Raw genomic sequence first — 19,144 nt, forward strand, 5'->3', positions numbered from 1 at the left:
AGCCGTGAGTATCCTCACGTCTGCCCGGCGCGTCGCGCTCTCGGCGTGTCACGTCGTGAAATCTGACAGGTCTGAGGGCGACTTGGGTGGATGATGGTGCGGTGACTCTCGCAGACAGATCCCACATGCCCGACGCCGAGCGCGTCGTGATCAAGATCGGCTCGTCGTCGCTCACCGGCCCCGACGGCCGGCTCGACGTCCAGGCGGTGAGAGCTCTCGTCGACGTCATCGCGGCCCGACACCTTGCAGGTGGTCAGGTCGTGCTCGTCACGTCAGGCTCCGTCGCCGCTGGCATCGACCCGCTCGGCCTTGCATCCCGACCACGCGACCTCGCGACCGCCCAGGCGGCCGCCTCCGTGGGGCAGGGAATGCTCATCGCCCGCTACTCCGAGGCGTTCGCGGCCCACGGCCTGCGTTCGGCGCAGGTGCTTCTCACCGCAGAAGACACGGTGCGCCGTGGCCACTACCGCAACGCCCAACGTTCGCTCGAGCGCCTGCTCGAGCTCGGCGTCGTCCCGATCGTGAACGAGAACGACGCCGTGGCCACCAACGAGATCCGGTTCGGGGACAACGACCGGCTCGCCGCGCTCGTCTCTCACCTGGTCCGCGCCGACGCCATGATCCTGCTCACCGACGTCGACGGACTCTACGACGGCCCTCCCGACCGCCCCGGCACGTCGCAGATCAGCGTCGTGAACTCTCCCCAGGAGATCGAGCACATCGACATCGGGGGCACCGGAAGTGCCGTCGGCACCGGTGGCATGGTGACGAAGATCGCCGCCATGTCGATCGCCACGACCTCGGGAATCCCGACCATCCTGACGAAGGCGACGAACGTCGCCGGCGCGCTGGCCGGTGAGCAGGTCGGCACGTGGTTCGCCGTGACCGGCAAGCGCACCACCCGTCGGCGTCTCTGGCTGGGGCACGCCGCACGCGTGCGCGGTCGCCTCGTCCTCGACGACGGCGCGGTCCAGGCGATCAAGCGCGGGGGAGCGTCGCTCCTTCCCGCCGGGATCACCGACGTGAAGGGCGAGTTCGACGCGGGGGACCCGGTCGAGCTCGTGGACCCCGCCGGTGGCGTGGTGGCGCGCGGACTGGTCGCCTTCGACTCGACAGAGCTGCCCGAGCTGATCGGCCGTTCGACGCACTGGCTGCGTGAGCGCCTCGGTGAGGGGTACGACCGCGAGGTGGTCCACCGAGACGACCTCGTGCTTGCGCGCGTCCGCCTCTGACGGCGTTCCGACCGACGGAACGCCGTGACGTCGGCGGGGTGGGGCACGTACCCTCGAAGCATGACTTCGTTGGACACGACCGCCCGCCCCGCCGACAGCACCACCGCCCAGGCCCCCGGCCAGGGTGCTGTGCCACAGGATGTCCGCGCCGGCGTCGAGGCCATCGCCCGACGCGCGCAGGTCGCCTCTCGCTCGCTCGCGACCGCGACCCGAGCCACGAAGGACTCCGCACTCCTCGCCCTCGCGGATGCGCTCGACGCGTCCGCCGAGCGGATCGTCGAGGCGAACGCCGAGGACCTGGAGCGTGGCCGCTCCAACAACATGAGCGAAGGTCTGCTGGACCGGCTCGCCCTGACGACCGAGCGTGTCGGCGCCATTGCCTCCGCCCTGCGCGACCTCGCCGCGCTGCCCGACCCCGTGGGCGAGATCGTCCGCGGCTCCACCCTCCCGAACGGCCTGCGCCTTCGCCAGGTCCGCGTCCCGATGGGCGTCGTCGGCATGATCTACGAGGCACGGCCGAACGTGACCGTGGACGCCGCCGGCCTCGCGCTGAAGTCGGGCAACGCCGTCATCCTGCGCGGAGGCTCGGCCGCCGCCAGCTCGAACGCCGTGATCGTCGAGGTCCTCGGCGAGGCGCTGGAGGCGCAGGGCCTGCCCGCCGACCTCGTCCAGTCGATCGACGCGTACGGCCGTCCCGGGGGCGTCGCGTTGATGCACGCGCGCGGTCTCGTGGACGTCCTCGTGCCCCGCGGCGGCGCGAGCCTGATCCAGACCGTTGTGACCGAGTCGACCGTGCCCGTCATCGAGACCGGCGTGGGCAACTGCCACGTCTTCGTCGACGAGTCGGCCGACGTCGCGACGGCCCTGCCGATCGTCCTCAACTCCAAGACGCACCGCGTCGGTGTCTGCAACGCCGCGGAGACGCTCCTCGTCCACGCGGGTGCCGCGGAGGACTTCCTGCCCGCCGCTCTCGACGCCCTCGACGCGTCCGGCGTGGTGATCCACGGCGACGCACGCGTGCAGGAGCTGGCGCCTGACGAGGTCACCGTCATCCCGGCGACCGACGAGGACTGGGGCAAGGAGTACCTCGCCCTCGAGATGGCGGTGCGGGTCGTCGACGACATCGACGCCGCGATCGAGCACGTCCGCACCTGGACGTCCGGACACACCGAGGCGATCGTCACGCGCGACGTGACGTCGTCGGAGCGTTTCATCGCCGACGTCGACGCCGCCGCCGTGATCGTCAACGCGAGCACGCGGTTCACCGACGGTGCCGAGTTCGGACTCGGTGCCGAGATCGGCATCTCGACGCAGAAGCTCCACGCGCGAGGACCCATGGGGCTCGCGGAGCTCACGACCACCAAGTGGATCGTGACGGGGGACGGCCACGTCCGTCCGTAGGCCGGGGTCTCTCACGACGACCGTCGTGAGAGACTAAAGTCCCTCCGGGCCCGATCGGGTCCGGTACAGATCGAACACTCCATGGAGGACACCGTGGTTGCTGCCGCTCTCGTCATTGCCCAGGAAGGCGCAGAGGCCGTCAACGAGCTCCCGATCTCGCCGATCATGTTCGGTGTGCTCGGGTTCACCGCGCTCGTCTCGCTGCTGCTGGTGACGTACGCGTTCCGCAGCGTCGGCACACGCCACTGACCTTCCCGGCCCCCATGGAGCGCAGGCCACGCATCGGTGTCATGGGTGGGACGTTCGACCCGATCCACCACGGTCACCTGGTCGCGGCGAGCGAGGCCGCTGCGCACTTCGACCTCGACGAGGTCGTGTTCGTGCCGACCGGCAGTCCGACGTTCAAGCAGGACCGTGACGTCACGGACGCCGAGCACCGGTATCTGATGACGGTGATCGCGACGGCGTCGAACCCCCGGTTCACGGTCAGTCGGGTCGACGTCGATCGGCAGGGCTTGACGTACACCGTGGACACGCTGCGTGATCTGCGTGCGCTGCGTCCCGATGCGGAGTTCTTCTTCATCACGGGCGCGGACGCCGTCGCACAGATCCTGGCCTGGAAGGATGCGTCCGAGCTCTGGGGGATGGCACACTTCGTGGCTGTGACCCGTCCGGGGCATCCTCTCGACCTCGAGGGGATCCCCGCGGACGTCGTCACGAGCGTCGAGGTTCCGGCACTGTCCATCTCGTCGACGGACTGCCGCGAGCGTGTCGCTGCGGGTCACCCCGTGTGGTATCTCGTCCCCGACGGGGTCGTCCAGTACATCGCGAAATATGGCTTGTATCGAGGTTTGAACGATGAATGATCGGCCCGGAGAGCCGGTGCGTCCGCTGACGCGCCGCGAGATCCGCGAACGGGAGCGCGCTGCTGCGGCTGCCGCAGAGGGTGCTGCGCCCGCCCCGAGCTCGACGCCGTCGCGCGGGCCGACCCCCGTCGGCCCGCAGCCCGTGGCCCCGCGTGAGTCCCGGGCGACCCCGCCCGCAGCGTCGAGCACCTACTCGGCACCGTCCCGGCGCTCGTTGCGCGAGCCGGAGTCCGCGGCGACGCCCGCTCCGTCGCGCGGGGTTCGCCCCCCGGCCTCGACGGCCGGCACACGTCGCCTCGACGAGAGGGGGCACCTGACGCCCGTGCAGGCGACCGGTGAGCAGGTTGTCCGTCCGCAGCCGACCGGCGCGACCCGTGCGCCCGCGTCATGGGACTCCACACCGGCCCCACGACCGTCGTCCTCGACGCGACCGGCCTGGCAGTCCGTCCCGACCCCGCCGCCCTCCGCGCAGTCGGCGCCGGCCGCGCCGCCGAGCGCCCCGTCGGCACCGGCACCCACGCCCTCACCGGCACCGCAGTCCGTGCCCCAGTCCGCGCCCGGGAGGCGTGCCTCGACGGGCGTCCGGCCCGGCGCTGCCGTGCAGAGCGACGCGACGGCCTATCAGCAGCCCGTGGGGTCGACGCAGGTCTTCGGGGCAACGCCGCCGGCACCGGCATCGACCCCCGCGGAGCCTTCCGCCGGGCAGGCACCCGCGGCCCCCGCGCCCTCCCTGCCCTGGGGTTCCGGCGCTCCGGCGAGCTCGCCGACGCAGGGTGCTGCGGCCCCCTCGCTGCCGACTGCTCCGCCGTCCGTCGCCCCGCCCGCCGACGACTCCGACCTGCCGTGGGCGACGACCTCGACGGAGGCGAGCGCTCCGGCCTCGATCCCCGCGTCCCACCGCCCCGCCCCGGCACGCGACCTCGACGACGAGGACGACTGGGACGAGGACGAGCCCCAGTACTCGTACACGTGGCTTCACTACCTCATCCTCGTCGCCGTCGCCTTCGTGCTCGGGCTCCTCATCTGGGAGCTGGTGCTTCGTCCCGACGAGCCCGCGGCGGCCCTGAACGCCGGAGATCTCCTCCGGACCCTGGCGACCGGCGCCGTCGGCCCGCCATCCGCCTGACTGAGAGGAAGCCGCCGTGACTGCAACCGATCGCGCTGTCGAGCTCGCCATCATCGCCGCACGTGCGGCGTCCGACCGCAAGGCCGCCGAGATCATCGCCCTGGACGTGAGCGACCAGCTCGTCCTGACCGACGTGTTCCTGATCGCCTCGGGATCGAGCGAGCGACAGGTCTCCGGCATCGTCGACGCCGTCGAGGAGGCCCTCTTCGCCGTCGGCGCCAAGCCGATCCGCCGCGAGGGCAAGAGTGCGGCACGGTGGGTGCTCATCGACTTCGGCGACATCGTCGTCCACGTCCAGCACGCTGAGGACCGCGTCTACTACGCGCTCGAGAAGCTCTGGAAGGACTGCCCGGCGATCGAGCTGCCCGAGGACGCTCGTGGCGGGGACGGCGTCGTGCCTGACGACGACGAGGACGAGGACGCCTGGTTCACCGGAGCAGCGTCCGAATGACCGCGGGCACGATCGTCCTGCTCCGCCACGGACGCACCGCCTACAACGCCGCGATGCGTCTGCAAGGGCAGGTCGACATCGAGCTCGACGAGGTGGGTCGGTGGCAGGCGGAGCAGGGCGCGCGTGCGCTCTCGTCCGCGCACCGCGCGACCACCGTCGTCGCGTCCGACCTCTCCCGGGCGGCAGCGACGGCGCAGGCATACGCCGCGCAGCTCGGGGTGGAGCTCGTTCTCGATCCCCGGGTCCGCGAGCGGAGCTTCGGCGACTGGGAAGGGCTGACCGGCCCTGAGATCCGCGAAGTATGGCCCGAGGAGTACGCCGCGTGGCGTCGCGGCGACGACCCGCTGAGCGTGGGCGCCGAGGCGAAGGTCGACGTGGCCGCACGTTTCCGCGAGGCCGTCCTCGAGCACGCCGACGCCTTGGACGAGGGCGACACGCTCGCCGTCGTCTCGCACGGTGCTGCGATCACGCTCGGCATCACGGCACTCCTGGGACTCGACGCCGGGCACTGGCGCGGTGTCGCGGGCCTTCACAACGTGCACTGGTCGCACCTGCACCGCTCCGGGCCGGGCGTGACGCCGGACTGGCGCCTCGTGGCCCACAACGTCGGCGCCGGCTACCCGCTCGACGAGTGGAACGCGGGGCCGGACTGGAATTTGGAGCCTGGGCAAGAACCTGCGTAGACTAGCGGTGCTCGGGACGAGGGATTCTTCGAAACCTGAGTGCCAATCATCTGGTTTCCAGGTGTTCGGGGCTGTGGCGCAGCTGGTAGCGCACCTGCATGGCATGCAGGGGGTCAGGGGTTCGAGTCCCCTCAGCTCCACCGAAGACAAAGACGCGGGACCTCGCCGAGGTCCCGCGTCTTTGTCGTCTGCTCGCGTCTGCGATTGCCGGATCTCAACGTCGAGGCAGGATGAACCCGAGGGGAGGGGCCCGACGTCGGGCTCGAGGGATGACAGAGACGGTGGACTTCAAGAAGGGCGACGATCTACGGGCGCCCCGCGGCGACTTCCGTCTGCTCGACGTGCCACCGACGCGATACCTGATGATCGACGGGGACGGTGACCCGAACACGTCGAGCCGGTACGCGGACGCTCTCGCCACGCTCTACCCGGTCGGCTACGCCCTCAAGTTCGCGAGCAAGGACGAGCTGGGACGGAACTACGTCGTGCCACCCCTGGAGGGGCTCTGGTGGGCGGACGACATGACGACGTTCACGACGGCGCGGGACAAGTCTCGATGGCGGTGGACGATGATGCTCCTCGTTCCTCGGTGGGTCCCCGACGGGATGATCACGAATGTCGTACAGCGGGTGCGCGATCGCAAGGCGCCCCCGCGGATCGACGAGCTCCGCTGGGACACGCTCGCCGAGGGCAGGGTCGTCCAGACGCTCCACGTCGGTCCGTTCGACGACGAAGGCCCCGTGCTGGCGCGGATGCACGACGAGTTCATGCCCGGGCACGGCCTGCGGCCCCGGGGACGGCACCACGAGATCTACCTCGGGGACCCGCGTCGGGTGGCTCCGGAACGGATGCGCACGGTTCTGCGGCAACCTGTCGAGCCGGTCTGACGCCGGTTTCGACAAGCTCAACCGGCGTTGGTCGGACTCAACTGGCGTTGGTCGAGCCTGTCGAGACCCGGTTTCGACAAGCTCAACCGGCGTGGGTCGGGCCTGTCGAGACCCGGTTTCGACAAGCTCAACCGGCGTGGGTCGGGCCTGTCGAGACCCGGTTTCGACAAGCTCAACCGGCGTGGGACGGGCTCAACCGGCGTGAGTCGGGCTCCGTCGGCGCGGGGCTGCGGCTACCGTGCCCCTATGGTGACGACGGATGTGCCCGAGCTGCTCGTGGACGATGTGGCGGCATGGCGAGGATGGCTCGACGTGAACGAAGACTCGCACGACGGTGTCTGGCTCGTCCTGGCGAAGAAGGGCACGGTCGACCCCACGCGCCTGACCTACGCCGAGGCGCTCGACGAGGCACTGTGCAGCGGGTGGATCGACGGGCAGAAGCGGAGCCGGGACGCGGCGACGTTCCTTCAGCGGTTCACCCCGCGACGTCGGGCGAGCATGTGGTCGGCGCGCAACGTCGAGCACGTCGCGCGGCTCGTCTCCGAGGGGCGGATGCGCGCCCGGGGGACCGGCGAGGTGGACCGGGCGCGTGCGGACGGCCGGTGGGATCGTGCCTACCCGGGTTCGGCGACGATCGAGGTGCCCGCCGATCTCGCGGCGGCACTGAAGGACTCGCCCGGTGCGGCAGCTGCGTTCGGGCGGCTCAATCGGCAGGAGCGCTACAGCGTGCTGCACCCCGTGGTGTCGGCGTCGACGGACGACCTGCGCGCGGCGAGGATCCGTGTGCAGGTGGCGCGACTGGCAGAGCGGGCGCAGCAGCCGGACGCGTGACATGTCTCACGTGTGCGTTCCGAGGTGGATTTGTGAGTGAGGCGTGCCTTACCTTGGCAAGGTAAACCTCACCTGAGGGGGCGTGCACCTGCTGCGCGCCGTCCGTCACCCGGAAGGACCCCATGTCCCGCATCTCCCGGCTCGCCGCCGTCCCGGTCGCCGCTCTTCTCTCCCTGGGCCTCGCCTCGTGCGCCTCCGACGAGCCCGCGGGCGAGACCGAGGCCGCCTCGAACACGTGGGAGCCGGTGACGGTCGAGCACGCCTTCGGGACGACGACGATCGAGACCGAACCCGAGCGCGTCGCCACCGTGGCCTGGGCCAACCACGAGGTGCCGCTCGCCCTCGGTGTCGTGCCGGTCGGCATGGCGGCCTCGACGTTCGGTGACGACGACGCGAACGGGGTGCACCCGTGGGCCGAGGAGGCGCTCGCCGACCTCGACGCCGAGACGCCGGTGCTCTTCGACGAGACGGACGGCATCGACTTCGAGGCCGTCGCCGACAGCCAGCCCGACGTGATCCTGGCCGCGTACTCGGGGCTGACGCAGGAGGACTACGACACGCTCTCCGAGATCGCGCCGGTCGTCGCCTACCCCGAGGCCCCCTGGTCGACGCCCTGGCGGGAGATGATCGAGGTCAACGCCGCCGGCCTCGGCATGGCGGAGGAGGGCGACGAGCTTGTCGCGGACCTCGAGCAGCAGATCGCCGACGTCGTCGCCGAGTACCCGCAGATCGAGGGTGCGACAGGGATGTTCCTCACCCATGTCGACCCGAGCGACCTGAGCCAGGTCAGCTTCTACTCCGCGAACGACACGCGCGTCCAGTTCTTCGAGGATCTCGGCATGGAGATCCCGGCGAGCATCGAGGAGGCCTCGGCCGACACCGACTCCTACTCGGTCACCATCAGCGCCGAGCAGGCCGACATGTTCGACGACGTCGACGTGATCGTCACCTACGGCGGCGAGGAGCTGCGGGACGCGCTCGAGTCCGACCCGCTCCTGTCCCAGATCCCCGCCGTCGAGAACGGCGCGATCGTGGACCTGCCCGGCGACCAGCCGCTCGGCACCGCCGCGAACCCGACGCCCCTGGCGATCTCCTGGGTGCTCGACGACTACGCCGGGCTGATCGCGGACGCCGTCGACAAGGGCGAGTGACCACCACCGTCCTCCAGCAGCCCTCGGGCGTCGCCGCGCTGCGACGCCCGAGGGCTCGTCGTGCTGCGGGCCTTCTCGGGCTCGGCGCGCTCGTCGTCGCCGTCGTCGTCCTCTCGGTGACGGTCGGCTCTCGCGACGTCGCGTGGCACGACGTCTGGGCGGCGCTCGGCGGGGCCAGCGACGGGTTCGACCGTGGAGCCGTCGCCAAGCGGATCCCACGCACCTTCCTCGCCGTGCTCGCCGGTGCCGCGCTCGGGGTCTCCGGCGCCGTGATGCAGGGCGTGACCCGCAACCCGTTGGCCGACCCGGGCATCCTCGGTGTCAACATGGGGGCGTCGCTGGCGGTCGTCACGGGGATCGCGTACTTCGGGCTCAGCACCGCCACCGGGTACATCTGGTGGGCGATCGCCGGGGCGTGCGTGACCGCCGTCGTCGTCTACGCCATCGGGTCCGCCGGACGCGGCGGGGCGACGCCCCTCAAGCTGGCGCTCGCCGGTGCTGCCGTCTCGGCCGCGCTCGCCTCGTTCGTCAGCGCGGTCGTCCTCGGACGCAACGACATCGCCGGGGGAGTGCGGTCGTGGCAGATCGGGGGCGTCGGGGGTGGGACCGCCGAGTCCGTCTCGACCGTCCTGCCGTTCCTCGTCGCCGGGTTCCTCCTCTGCCTGCTCAGTGCTCAGGCGCTCAACTCGTTGGCGCTCGGGGACGACCTCGCCGCAGGTCTCGGCGAACGCGTCGCCGTCGCCCGGGGATCCGCGGCGCTCGGTGCCACGGTCCTCTGCGGCGCGGCGACCGCGGTGACGGGACCGATCGGCTTCGTCGGGCTCGTCGTCCCGCACGCCTGCCGCATGCTGATCGGACCCGACCACCGATGGTTGCTGCCGTACTCCGCGCTCACCGGTGCGGTCCTGCTCACGCTCGCCGACGTCGTCGGACGGGTCGTCGCCCGCCCCGCCGAGATCGACGTCGGCATCATCACCGCACTGATCGGTGCCCCCGTGTTCATCGCGATCGTCCGCCGGCAGAAGGTGCGCGCCCTGTGACCACCACACTCACCGCACCGCCCACCACGGCGAGCGGCCTGGACGTCGCGCAAGGCCGGGCCCGCCGTGCCGCACGACGTCGCACGGTGCTCCTGCTGCTCGTGGCGCTGCTCGTCATCGCGTTCGCCACGACCCTCATGGTCGGCAACACCTTCTACACGCCGTCGGAGGTCGTCCGGGTGCTCGTCGGCCAGGACGTGCCGGGTGCCTCGTTCACGGTCGGCACCCTGCGGTTGCCGCGAGCGGTGCTCGGCGTCCTGGCGGGATTCGCCTTCGGGCTCGCCGGCGTGACCTTCCAGACCATGCTCCGCAACCCCCTCGCGAGCCCGGACATCATCGGGATCAGCTCCGGCGCGTCCGCCGCCGCCGTGATCGGGATCGTCGTCCTCGGCCTCGGTTCCACGCAGGTCTCGATCCTCGCCGTCGTCGGCGGGCTCGGTGTGGCGCTCGCGGTCTACGGGCTCTCGGCCACGCGGGGAGGCGTCGCGGGCACACGCCTGATCCTCGTCGGGATCGGGGTCGCCGCCATGCTCGACTCGGTGACCTCCTACGTGCTCTCGCGCGCGTCCGAGTGGGACCTGCAGGACGCGATGCGATGGCTCGCGGGCAGCCTCAACGGTGCCCGGTGGGGTCAGATCCTCCCGCTGGTGGTCGCCCTGGCCGTGCTGGGCCCGCTCCTGCTCGCGCAGGCACGGAACCTCGCCGCGCTCCAGCTCGGGGACGACACGGCGGCCGCCCTCGGTGTTCGGGTGGGAGCCACCCGGCTCCTGCTCGTGGTCGCGGCGGTCGGACTCGTCGCCTTCGCGACGGCTGCCACCGGGCCCATCGCGTTCGTCGCCTTCTTGGCGGGGCCCATCGCGGCGCGGATCGTCGGGCCCGGCGGGTCGTTGTTGCTGCCCGCCGCGCTCGTGGGCGCACTGCTCGTCGTCGCCGCCGACCTGGTCGGTCAGTTCGCCTTCGACACCCGGTTCCCCGTCGGTGTCGTCACGGGTGTCCTCGGTGCCCCCTACCTCGTCTACCTCATCGTCCGCACCCACCGATCGGGAGGGTCGCTGTGACCACCGACCACCAGCTCACCGTCGACCACCTCACTCTCGGCTACGGGGACCGCACCGTCGTCACCGACTTGCAGGTGGACGTCCCACCCGGCCGGATCACGGCGATCGTCGGCGCGAACGCCTGCGGCAAGTCGACGCTCCTGCGGTCGATGTCGAGACTCCTCGCCCCGCGTGCGGGCCAGGTCCTGCTCGACGGCAAGGACGTCCACCGCATGCCCGCCAAGCAGCTGGCCCGTACTCTCGGCCTCCTCCCGCAGTCGCCGGTGGCGCCCGAGGGGATCGCCGTGGCCGACCTCGTCGGTCGTGGACGGCACCCGCACCAGAGGATCCTGAGCCGGTGGTCGCACGACGACGACGTCGCGGTCGCCGCGGCGCTGGACGCCACCGGTACCGCCGAGCTCGCCGACCGACCCGTGGACGAGCTCTCGGGCGGGCAGCGGCAACGGGTGTGGATCGCCATGGTGCTCGCCCAGCAGACGGACCTGCTCCTCCTCGACGAGCCGACGACGTTTCTCGACGTCGCCCACCAGGTCGAGGTGCTCGACCTGCTCGCCGACCTCAACGCCGCCCGAGGGACGACGGTCGTCATGGTGCTGCACGACCTGAACCTGGCCGCCCGGTACGCCGACCACCTCATCGCGCTCGCCGACGGTCGCGTCCATGCGGCCGGCGCGCCTGGCGACGTGCTCACCGAGGAGACCGTCCGAGCGGTCTTCGACCTCGAGAGCAGGGTGATCGTCGACCCCACGTCCGGCACACCGCTGATGCTGCCCGTCGGTCGGCATCATGCGGTCGCCAGGCTCTAGATTGTCCCGTTCATGACGTTTGTGATCGCTGGCTGATCGGGGGAGCCCGCCCAGGGCAGTTCCGTCGTGGGGTGTTGAACCCTGCAATCCCGGTGCATGCGCGGGCGCGCGTACGTTGTGTTGGTGAAGACCCTGGCAGTAGGCCCACTCGGTGGTCAGGGTGCGGCCTGAACCAGTCAACGCGGCGAGCCAACAGAATCCGGGCCAATCCCTCTCAGTCGACCCGTGGGTTGTCGCGGGTGCCCTGCCGGCGACGAGCCCGGTCGGCGAGTCCGTCGAAGAACTTGCTTGTAGCCTCACTCGCGCGAGCGACGCTAGCAGCCCCTGCGTCGAGTGCCTTGTCCCTAAGATCTCCGGTCTTCCCGACGGCCTGTGCACTCCGCCGTCGTGCGGCGCCAATTGCGTCCTGCCCGGATTCGAACGTCTGGTCCCGGGTGTCCACCACGGCGGCGAGCCAACGACGTGCTTCGGCAGTCTCTGCCTCCGACACGAGACCGAGACTTCTTTCGAACTCGAGGACAGCACCGACCACGTCGTTGCTGGCACCCACGACCTTCGGTGACACGAACGGGTTGAAGAGGACCTTTTGGTTGGCCCTGTTTGATGCGTCGTTCATGCGACCGACGAGCTCGCCGCAGGCACCGCCGATAACTTCCAGCCGCTTCTGTCGAGTCCTGCGTAATCCGACACGATGCCGGTTGAGTTCCTCGGGATTTGCGTCGGCGACACGGTCGAGCTCGAGGACGTCGATCGCATCCTGTACCTGAACCGAGCGGGCAATCACCGCGAGCCATTCCGCGACAGAGATGCGGACATGCTGCGTTGCTTTGACCAAGTGTCCGAGATCCTGTTCGGCCTCGAGACCGTCGGCCAAGCCATCGAGCTGGCGCACCGCATACGCCTGAGTGCTGGCGATAGTCGCCGCACCGCCCTGGATCTTCGACCAGGTGATCTCCGGAACCCGACCCACCTCGTCACGGATCGTGATGGCGTCATCGACCAAGAGTGACACGCCGATCATCCCGGCGAGGACGCCGTCCTTTTGCGCGCGCAAGATATCGTCGACCTTCTTGTCGATCTGCGCGAGGTAGTCGCGGAGCTCATCAATCGACCGCTGCAACTCGCGTTGTGCCATCATCGTCCCGATCGAGGCGAGGGCCGCGGGGTTCGTGACGAGCGCGAAGGGCGAGCTAACCACCTGGATCCAAGACTGCACGTCGCCCGGTTTGCCGATCATCGCGTGGCTGATCGCTGGATTGGCCTTGGTTGCCTGCAGGCCGAACTGGCGTACCTTTGCCGCGGACTGCTCCGTCAGCTTGAGCCAGCGGCCCGATTCGGCCGCGATCTGTCCGCCAGCCTGTAGCGCCAGTCCACCGAAGCCGCTGACGCTGTGAGCTCCGTCCATGGCTACGTGGGCGAGCGACCGCGACTCCGCGCTGACTAGATCGAGGTCGAGCATGAACTGTTCGATCGCATCTTCCGCACCGACGACAGCGAGACCGCTGCCATCACTGACCAACTCAAGTTCGGCGCTCACGGGTCCTCCTGTTCGGCTGCTGCCAGAAGTCTAGAACCCTCCCGATGTCGGCCTTGCCCGCGCGGTCCTGTTTCGACCCCCGTGGTGGGTGAATTCGGCGGCGGTATTTGCGTCAACGTTCCTAGTCGACGGGGGCGTCGACGGACAGGCGATGTCGGTAGCGCCCGAGCAAGAACCTGATCTGCGCACCGAGTGCCCGGCTCGACTGATGTGCGAACATTGGCGCCCTCGTGTCGCCCCCGCCCGGGAGTCCTGGTCAAGTCCCAGGAAGTGGTGTAGGGGTCCTTCGATGAGAGGGGTCAGGCTGTCAGGGCGGGCAAGGTCTCGGTGGTCACCTCATTCACGGTGCTGGTGGTGATGGTCAGACGGCAACGGGCCAGGACGTCGAGCCCGAGGTAGCGACGTCCTTCGGCCCATTCATCGGTCTGCTCGGCCAGGACCGCACCGACGAGGCGCACGATCGCGTCGCGAGAGGGAAAGATCCCGACGGAGTCCGTGCGCCGGCGGATCTCGCGGTTCAGGCGTTCGGCGGGGTTGTTCGACCAGATCTGGACCCAGACGTCTTTGGGGAACCCGGTGAACGCGAGGACGTCAGCGCGAGCGGCATCAAGGTGCTCGGCCACGGCGGGCAGCTTCTCACCCACGTAGTCCAGCAACCGATCGACCTGCGCGGTCACCGCCGCAGCATCAGGCTGGTCATAGACACTGTGGAGCATCGCCTTCACCGCAGGCCCCATGGACTTCGGGCAGATGCTCATCAGGTTCGCGGCGTAGTGGGTGCGGCACCGCTGCCAGGACGCTCCAGGGAGGTGCGCGGCGATTGCCTCGACCAACCCAGCATGCGCATCGGAGGTCACCAGACGGACCCCGCCGAGACCGCGGGCGACCAGGTCAGCGAAGAAACTGCTCCATGCTGCCCCGGTCTCCGAGGTGGCGACGCGCATGCCGAGCACTTCGCGGTGACCATCGCCGCTGACGCCGGTCGCGATCAGGACGACCGCGTTGATCACCCGCCCGCCTTCACGGACTTTCATCGTCAGCGCGTCCGCGGCGACGAACGTGAACGGCCCGGCAGCGTCCAGAGGCCGGTGGCGGAACTGTTCGACGTGCTCGTCGAGATCGGCTGCCATACGGCTGACCTGCGACTTCGAGAGCGAGTTGATGCCGAGCGTCTTGACGAGCTTGGGGGTACCGCCCGCTGCGATAGTGCGCAGCACGCAGTGGGGGAGCCATGCGGCGGGTGGAGACCCCGGCGAGGTAGCAGTCCGCGACCACGGTGATCAGCGCGGATTCGGCGCGTTTGCGGCGCTCGAGCAGCCACTCCGGAAAGTAAGTGCCCGAACGCAGCTTGGGGACGGCGACGTCGATCGTGCCGACCCGCGTGTCGAGGTCGCGGTGGCGGTAGCCATTGCGCTGGGTCGCTCGGTCGGGGCTGGGCCGGCCGTATTCCGCGCCGGCGACCGCGTCAGCGTCCGCGGAAAGGAGCTCGTTGATGATCCGTTGCAGCATCGTGCGCATCAGATCCGGAGAGGCGTCGGCCAGGGCTTCACCGAGCAGGCCGTGAGGGTCGACAATATGAGGAGCGGTCATCGTGATGACTCCGTTCGAGAGTGCTGTGAGAGGTTCACTCGAAGGATCACACGGTGACCGCGTCCTCGTCAGAGACGATCACGAGGCCACCGCGCTACACCACTATCGGGGACTCAACCGGAGCCGCGAACGTCTCGGGCAACGTGCTCGCGCCGGCCTCGTCTTGCGCCTGCTCGGCCTGGACGTTCCGCTACACCAGACCCTTGAGGCTCATGAGGACCTGGAATTCGCGAGGTTGGCCAGCGGCTTCGCCTTGAATTTGTCTTCGTAGAGGGCCATCGTCGGTGGCCCAGGCCTTGCCATTGAGGCTCCCTAGGAGCTGCATCGGACGTGCGACGTCGCCGCGCGACGGACCGCGTGGGTGCGCTGTCCGTCGCGCGCGAGCTTGGTGCAGGAGATATCTCCGAGTGCAGTCGGCGATGCACTGCTCGATTGCAGTCGTCGCACCGCTGACACGAAGAAGCCCGGCTCAGCAGCATCGCTGCAGAGCCGGGCTTCTTGGTGAGACGCGCGAGCGTCGCCAGCGATCAGAGGTTAATCATCTAGGCCGGAAGGCCTGGGGCCGTTGAAAATCCGCGTTCGCTCACGTTCACACCGAGGGCCGTGCTCCCTGCGTGCCCCACTCAAACCGGCGGAAGGACGTTGAAACTGACCGGACAGTTAACGCGGGTCAATGAGTGTGGCCATCCAGTCGCCGAGTTCGACGGCTATGTCAGCGAGGTCGAGCGCCTTCCTACGGTTGACGGTCTCGCTACGACCGTGGGCGATGCGGTTCCTTCGATCGACCATGTAGGCGAGCTCTCGACCGATCCGTGAATCGTCGTCTCCCAACAGGTGTTCAAGCTGCACAGCCCAGCCCTCATCGAAATTCCTCGTCCGCTCCACCAGAACCTCGGGCGCTGGGTTGCGTCCGCGAAACAAGCCATTGACTACGTGACGTGCAATGGCGGGATGGGACTTGGCCTCGGCGAAGTGCTTGATGCAGGTCTCGAACGTGTTCTCGATATACCCCGCCGAGCGCACAACGAGAAAGCGTGCAAGCTCCGCCGCCACTTCGGGCGGCTCCGCCGGCAACTCGTCCAGCATCTTCCGCAGATTGACCAGGCGGGTCCGACTTGTGTCCATCTCCCGCGTCGGCCACGATCCGGGCCAACTCATGCTGCGTCTGCGAACGCCTCGGTTGCGAGGCGGAGACGCGTCGCCATCGGCTCCTCGTTCGCCGTCGCCCGACTGGTAGAAGCCTCGAAATCGTCACTGCCCTTGAGCCCGTCAATTGCGGCAGCAGCAGCCTCCGGCGTGATTTCAGACTGAGCGAGGTGCCGCATAAGGCCGACGTAGATTGCCTCTGCTTGTGCCGCGTTCACCTGCCTGGCACCCTTCCGCAACGCTTGCGGCCCAGGGCCAGCGAGGATAGTCGCGTTTGCTCGGGCGAACAGCTTTGAGGCTGCAATGACCTGCTCGGAGGTTGCATCACGGTGCATCCCGGCGAAGTCGTTGAGGAACTTCTTTAAAGGGCTGGCGTAGCGATCAGCGCCGCAGTACAGGGCGATTATTCGAAGAATCAATTCCTGATCACGAGCACGCGATGACTTACCGCCGTAGAGAGCGCGCCAGTTGGTGTCTTGGTTGAGCCGCTCGAGCAACTCGATCAACGGCCCCGCGTAGAGCGCTACGCGAATCTCGTGCGGGGTCAGTTGAGTACCGCCAGAGTTGAGACGCTCGAAGATCTGGTACACCGCCTCCAGACTCTGCGGGGTTCCGTCGGTGTCTACGATCGTCGCCTGGATGAACGCGTTGTCCAACGTGCGCCGCAGGTCATCGGGTAGGCTCTTGTAGGTCAGCCCCTCGAACCGCTTTGAGACGTTGGCCAGAGAGAAGACTCGCGACCCATGAGTCCCTTCGTAGAAATCTCGCAAAGTAAGCAGGCGCTGTTGCCCGTCGAGCACGAGATAGCGCCGGTCACTCTGGCGCACGAAGAACACGCCGGGTATCGGATAGCCCAAGAGCAGCGACTCGATAAATCTATCCATCTGGGACTTGCGCCAGACGAATCCTCGCTGGAATCCAGCGCTCTCGATGTCTGGATCGTTGTGGCCGAACTGCGGGACGACAATGTCTCGGTTGCGTACACGACGAACTAATCCCTCGACGTCGAAGTCCTGCCCCGCGTACTGCACAGATCGCGCTTCGGGCTCCGCCGCCGTCAGGTCGACGAACTCATCTTCAGTGAGCTCGGGGAATTCTGGTCTGTCGGCTGTCTGCTCTTCAGTCATGCTCCTTGCCCTTCTGTTGCTTCGCGGGAGTCGGCAGACACCCTCACGTAGTGCACGGTGAACGATGAACCGATCAGGCGGAACTCCTGGCGGTTGCGGCCGAAGTCGAAGGGGTTGTCGCTCGGCTTCTGCCAGATGTCGAGGCCCTTGCCGAGATCGATGCGCCAGCCATGATCGGTCTCGATGCGGCGGTCATGGATGGTGTCATCGAGTCGTACGGCAAGTCGCACTCCCACGGCGTCGGAGGCGTCCTTGACGGCCTTCAGCATGATCAGGTGCCGCTGTTTGTACGCCGGGTTTGGTTCCTCCGCGGTGACGAGCTCGACATCGATCTCGTCAGCCGGGTCCTTCGCTGCGGCAAGAAGACTCAGCAGGTCGACGAGGTTGCGGCCCTGGTGCGGCATGCGAATGTAGGGGTCCGTGATCGCGATCCTCGATGCGCCGCGAAGGTACGGCAGGAGGAGGGTCTCGTAGGACACCCCCCGCTGGCCGGCGGTGAAGTCTCGATGCCCCTCGGCCAACGCTGAGGGCTCAGGCTTCCCGGTCGCTTCTGGTGCAGTCACCGAGGTTTCGGACGACGACGCAGCGACCGGGGCCGGAATCACCCCCGTGGCCGCACCTGGGCTTGCTTCGCCGTCACCCTCGGGCCCTGCGCCCCAGTCCCGCCGATACAGCTGCGGGTGCTGGCTCTCCTCAAGCGTCGCGACCTCGTACCACGCCCCCGACGTGTCGGAGTATCGGAAGCGAACCGGGGTTTCGCGCATGGTGGCGTCGATGCGCAGGATTGAGTCCTTGACGCGCTTGCGCCCCTCGACCGCGAACTCCAGCAGCGTGCGGATCTCGTCCTCCGTGGCCTCACCCGTCGGGTGCACGAGCTTCATCAGCCCAGAGAAGGTCTTACGGATGCCGTCCTGGTCGCGCGTGGAGATCGAGTTGTCGAGAGTGAAGTGGTCCTTGTACTTGTCCGAGAAGTCCTCGGACCGCTTCGCCCGCAGGATCTCGGCGAGGTAGTCGACGACGAACCCGTAGCCGGCGGAGAACATCTCCGAGCGGATCGGCGCGACCTCCCAACCGGGGATGTAGTGGTGGACGCGGTCGAGCCACGCTGGGTCGCGGTAGGCGTCAGGCAGCTCGTCGAACAGGTCGGAGTTCTTGAGCATGTAGGGCACGGTGTGCGTCGTGTTGCCGATGAACGCCATCGACGCCTCGGCCCCGTAGATGCTCGTGCCGCGCGAGAACGACTTGTTCGCGAGGTAGTTCTTCATGACATTGACGAGGTTCTGGTCGGTGCGACGATTGGCGGCGAACTCGTCGAAGGCGACGCAGTCCCAGTAGCCGACCAGGCCGATTCGCCCGCTGGCGTTGTTGACGAACAGCTTGGCGACGGTGACCTCTCCGCCGGAGACGAGGATGCCGTTCGGGGAGAACTCGCTGAAGGTGTGCGACTTGCCGGTGCCCTTGGGCCCGAGTTCGACGATGTTGTAGTTGCGCTCTACGAAGGGGATGAGACGCGTCAAGGCGATGAGCTTGCCGCGCTTGTTGAACTGCTCGGGGTTGAGGCCGATCGACTGCATGAGCAGGTCGATCCACTCCTCGGTCGTGAACGCCTTGCGTGCCTCGTAGTAGTGGTCGATGTCGATGCCAGCGACCTGGATGGGCTTGAGACTGCCGAGGATCCACGGTACGACGCGCTGATCGTCAGAGTGGAAGTACTCGATGTCGCAGATGCACCAGACGCCGCCGACGAGAAGCTTGGGGTTCTGCTTGACCGTCACGTCATCGATGACGACGCCGCTGACCTGGAGGTTCTCAAACTCAGCCTCATGGACGTCGTTCTTCTCATTGAGCGTGACGGTGACCTTGTCGATCACACGGTGGCGCCCCTTGCGACGGATCTCCGACTTCACGAGCATGTGCTCGTTGCGGTTGACGTAGTGGGTCGCGAGGATCTGCCGCACGCTGTCGATCCCGACCTGGATCGTGGCCTCGTCGTCGGATGCGGCGTACTGGCCCAACAGGTACTCCAGTACGTACGAGGGCACGACGGCGTTGCCGCGGACCGCTTTGACGAGGTCCTTGCGGACGACGGCGCCGGCGAAGTGCTCGTTGATCTTGTCGTTGAGCGCAGACTTCGTCGGGGCGGCGTCGGTCGTCTCCGCGGCGGCGAGGAAGTCGATCTCGCCGAGGGCGTCTTCAAGGTTGGTCATGGCTG

17 protein-coding genes, 1 tRNA gene and 1 pseudogene are annotated in these 19,144 nt (G+C 68.3%); 14 read left to right on the top strand and 5 right to left on the bottom strand.

The genetic code is table 11. The features are described 5' to 3' along the window. Positions 1 to 125: 125 nt before the first annotated feature. The 14 genes from proB to Q343_RS0111900 all read left to right on the top strand — a co-directional run bounded on the left by proB (position 126) and on the right by Q343_RS0111900 (position 11,532). Positions 126 to 1,232: a glutamate 5-kinase gene (gene proB, locus Q343_RS0111830; RefSeq protein ID WP_029253788.1), complete on the top strand. Its 1,107-nt coding sequence runs from the start codon at positions 126 to 128 to the stop codon at positions 1,230 to 1,232. A 60-nt stretch (positions 1,233 to 1,292) separates the two neighbouring features. Then, positions 1,293 to 2,633, top strand: a complete 1,341-nt coding sequence (locus Q343_RS0111835) for a glutamate-5-semialdehyde dehydrogenase (RefSeq protein ID WP_081829804.1) — start codon at positions 1,293 to 1,295, stop codon at positions 2,631 to 2,633. 93 nt (positions 2,634 to 2,726) lie between these two features. Further along, positions 2,727 to 2,882, top strand: coding sequence for a hypothetical protein (locus Q343_RS15305; protein WP_172828958.1), 156 nt, complete (start codon positions 2,727 to 2,729; stop codon positions 2,880 to 2,882). 14 nt (positions 2,883 to 2,896) lie between these two features. Next, a complete protein-coding gene (gene nadD, locus Q343_RS0111845; RefSeq protein WP_029253790.1) occupies positions 2,897 to 3,499 on the top strand; it encodes a nicotinate-nucleotide adenylyltransferase in 603 nt (200 codons plus the stop codon). Then, on the top strand, positions 3,492 to 4,625 hold the full coding sequence (locus Q343_RS15210; RefSeq protein ID WP_155990735.1) for a hypothetical protein: 1,134 nt from the start codon (positions 3,492 to 3,494) through the stop codon (positions 4,623 to 4,625). The genes nadD and Q343_RS15210 overlap by 8 nt, the downstream gene beginning before the upstream one ends. 16 nt (positions 4,626 to 4,641) lie before the next feature. Next, positions 4,642 to 5,076, top strand: a complete 435-nt coding sequence (rsfS, locus tag Q343_RS0111860; protein ID WP_029253793.1) for a ribosome silencing factor — start codon at positions 4,642 to 4,644, stop codon at positions 5,074 to 5,076. Then, positions 5,073 to 5,759: a histidine phosphatase family protein gene (locus Q343_RS0111865; RefSeq protein WP_029253794.1), complete on the top strand. Its 687-nt coding sequence runs from the start codon at positions 5,073 to 5,075 to the stop codon at positions 5,757 to 5,759. The genes rsfS and Q343_RS0111865 overlap by 4 nt, the downstream gene beginning before the upstream one ends. A 67-nt stretch (positions 5,760 to 5,826) precedes the next feature. Further along, positions 5,827 to 5,899, top strand: a tRNA-Ala gene (locus tag Q343_RS0111870). 129 nt (positions 5,900 to 6,028) lie between these two features. Beyond that, entirely contained in the window at positions 6,029 to 6,646 is a 618-nt protein-coding gene (locus Q343_RS0111875) for a GyrI-like domain-containing protein (protein WP_029253795.1), read from the top strand. A gap of 246 nt (positions 6,647 to 6,892) precedes the next feature. Further along, complete coding sequence (locus Q343_RS0111880) at positions 6,893 to 7,477, top strand: YdeI/OmpD-associated family protein (RefSeq protein WP_029253796.1); 585 nt, start codon at positions 6,893 to 6,895, stop codon at positions 7,475 to 7,477. 122 nt (positions 7,478 to 7,599) lie between these two features. Continuing rightward, on the top strand, positions 7,600 to 8,628 hold the full coding sequence (locus Q343_RS0111885; RefSeq protein ID WP_029253797.1) for an iron-siderophore ABC transporter substrate-binding protein: 1,029 nt from the start codon (positions 7,600 to 7,602) through the stop codon (positions 8,626 to 8,628). Next, positions 8,625 to 9,668: a FecCD family ABC transporter permease gene (locus Q343_RS0111890; RefSeq protein WP_029253798.1), complete on the top strand. Its 1,044-nt coding sequence runs from the start codon at positions 8,625 to 8,627 to the stop codon at positions 9,666 to 9,668. The genes Q343_RS0111885 and Q343_RS0111890 overlap by 4 nt, the downstream gene beginning before the upstream one ends. Next, on the top strand, positions 9,665 to 10,726 hold the full coding sequence (locus Q343_RS0111895; RefSeq protein ID WP_029253799.1) for a FecCD family ABC transporter permease: 1,062 nt from the start codon (positions 9,665 to 9,667) through the stop codon (positions 10,724 to 10,726). The genes Q343_RS0111890 and Q343_RS0111895 overlap by 4 nt, the downstream gene beginning before the upstream one ends. Further along, positions 10,723 to 11,532 (top strand): ABC transporter ATP-binding protein, encoded by an 810-nt coding sequence (locus Q343_RS0111900; protein WP_029253800.1) that lies wholly within the window; start codon positions 10,723 to 10,725, stop codon positions 11,530 to 11,532. Before Q343_RS0111895 ends, Q343_RS0111900 begins: the two co-directional genes overlap by 4 nt. A 214-nt stretch (positions 11,533 to 11,746) precedes the next feature. Here Q343_RS0111900 and Q343_RS0111905 read toward each other — a convergent pair whose 3' ends face one another. The 5 genes and pseudogenes from Q343_RS0111905 to brxL all read right to left on the bottom strand — a co-directional run bounded on the left by Q343_RS0111905 (position 11,747) and on the right by brxL (position 19,139). Beyond that, entirely contained in the window at positions 11,747 to 13,069 is a 1,323-nt protein-coding gene (locus Q343_RS0111905) for a hypothetical protein (RefSeq protein WP_029253801.1), read from the bottom strand. A 299-nt stretch (positions 13,070 to 13,368) separates the two neighbouring features. Next, positions 13,369 to 14,659, bottom strand: a pseudogene (locus Q343_RS14165) (IS256 family transposase). A 660-nt stretch (positions 14,660 to 15,319) separates the two neighbouring features. Beyond that, positions 15,320 to 15,817 (bottom strand): HEPN domain-containing protein, encoded by a 498-nt coding sequence (locus Q343_RS0111920; protein WP_345940103.1) that lies wholly within the window; start codon positions 15,815 to 15,817, stop codon positions 15,320 to 15,322. Next, positions 15,814 to 16,932: a DUF262 domain-containing protein gene (locus Q343_RS14170; protein ID WP_052367169.1), complete on the bottom strand. Its 1,119-nt coding sequence runs from the start codon at positions 16,930 to 16,932 to the stop codon at positions 15,814 to 15,816. The genes Q343_RS0111920 and Q343_RS14170 overlap by 4 nt, the downstream gene beginning before the upstream one ends. Then, positions 16,929 to 19,139: a BREX system Lon protease-like protein BrxL gene (gene brxL, locus Q343_RS0111930; protein ID WP_052367170.1), complete on the bottom strand. Its 2,211-nt coding sequence runs from the start codon at positions 19,137 to 19,139 to the stop codon at positions 16,929 to 16,931. The genes Q343_RS14170 and brxL overlap by 4 nt, the downstream gene beginning before the upstream one ends. Positions 19,140 to 19,144: the final 5 nt, after the last annotated feature.

The sequence above is a fragment of the Paraoerskovia marina DSM 21750 genome (genome assembly GCF_000701465.1).
GTDB classification, from domain to species: Bacteria; Actinomycetota; Actinomycetes; order Actinomycetales; family Cellulomonadaceae; genus Paraoerskovia; species Paraoerskovia marina.

Coding starts and splice junctions, on each gene's coding strand:
- Q343_RS0111885 (WP_029253797.1), top strand. CDS start 7,600: ATGTCCCGCATCTCCCGGCTCGCCGCCGTCCCGGTCGCCGCTCTTCTC.
- brxL (WP_052367170.1), bottom strand. CDS start 19,139: ATGACCAACCTTGAAGACGCCCTCGGCGAGATCGACTTCCTCGCCGCC.
- Q343_RS0111835 (WP_081829804.1), top strand. CDS start 1,293: ATGACTTCGTTGGACACGACCGCCCGCCCCGCCGACAGCACCACCGCC.
- Q343_RS0111865 (WP_029253794.1), top strand. CDS start 5,073: ATGACCGCGGGCACGATCGTCCTGCTCCGCCACGGACGCACCGCCTAC.
- Q343_RS15210 (WP_155990735.1), top strand. CDS start 3,492: ATGAATGATCGGCCCGGAGAGCCGGTGCGTCCGCTGACGCGCCGCGAG.
- proB (WP_029253788.1), top strand. CDS start 126: ATGCCCGACGCCGAGCGCGTCGTGATCAAGATCGGCTCGTCGTCGCTC.
- Q343_RS0111880 (WP_029253796.1), top strand. CDS start 6,893: ATGGTGACGACGGATGTGCCCGAGCTGCTCGTGGACGATGTGGCGGCA.
- Q343_RS0111875 (WP_029253795.1), top strand. CDS start 6,029: ATGACAGAGACGGTGGACTTCAAGAAGGGCGACGATCTACGGGCGCCC.
- Q343_RS0111920 (WP_345940103.1), bottom strand. CDS start 15,817: ATGAGTTGGCCCGGATCGTGGCCGACGCGGGAGATGGACACAAGTCGG.
- nadD (WP_029253790.1), top strand. CDS start 2,897: ATGGAGCGCAGGCCACGCATCGGTGTCATGGGTGGGACGTTCGACCCG.
- Q343_RS14170 (WP_052367169.1), bottom strand. CDS start 16,932: ATGACTGAAGAGCAGACAGCCGACAGACCAGAATTCCCCGAGCTCACT.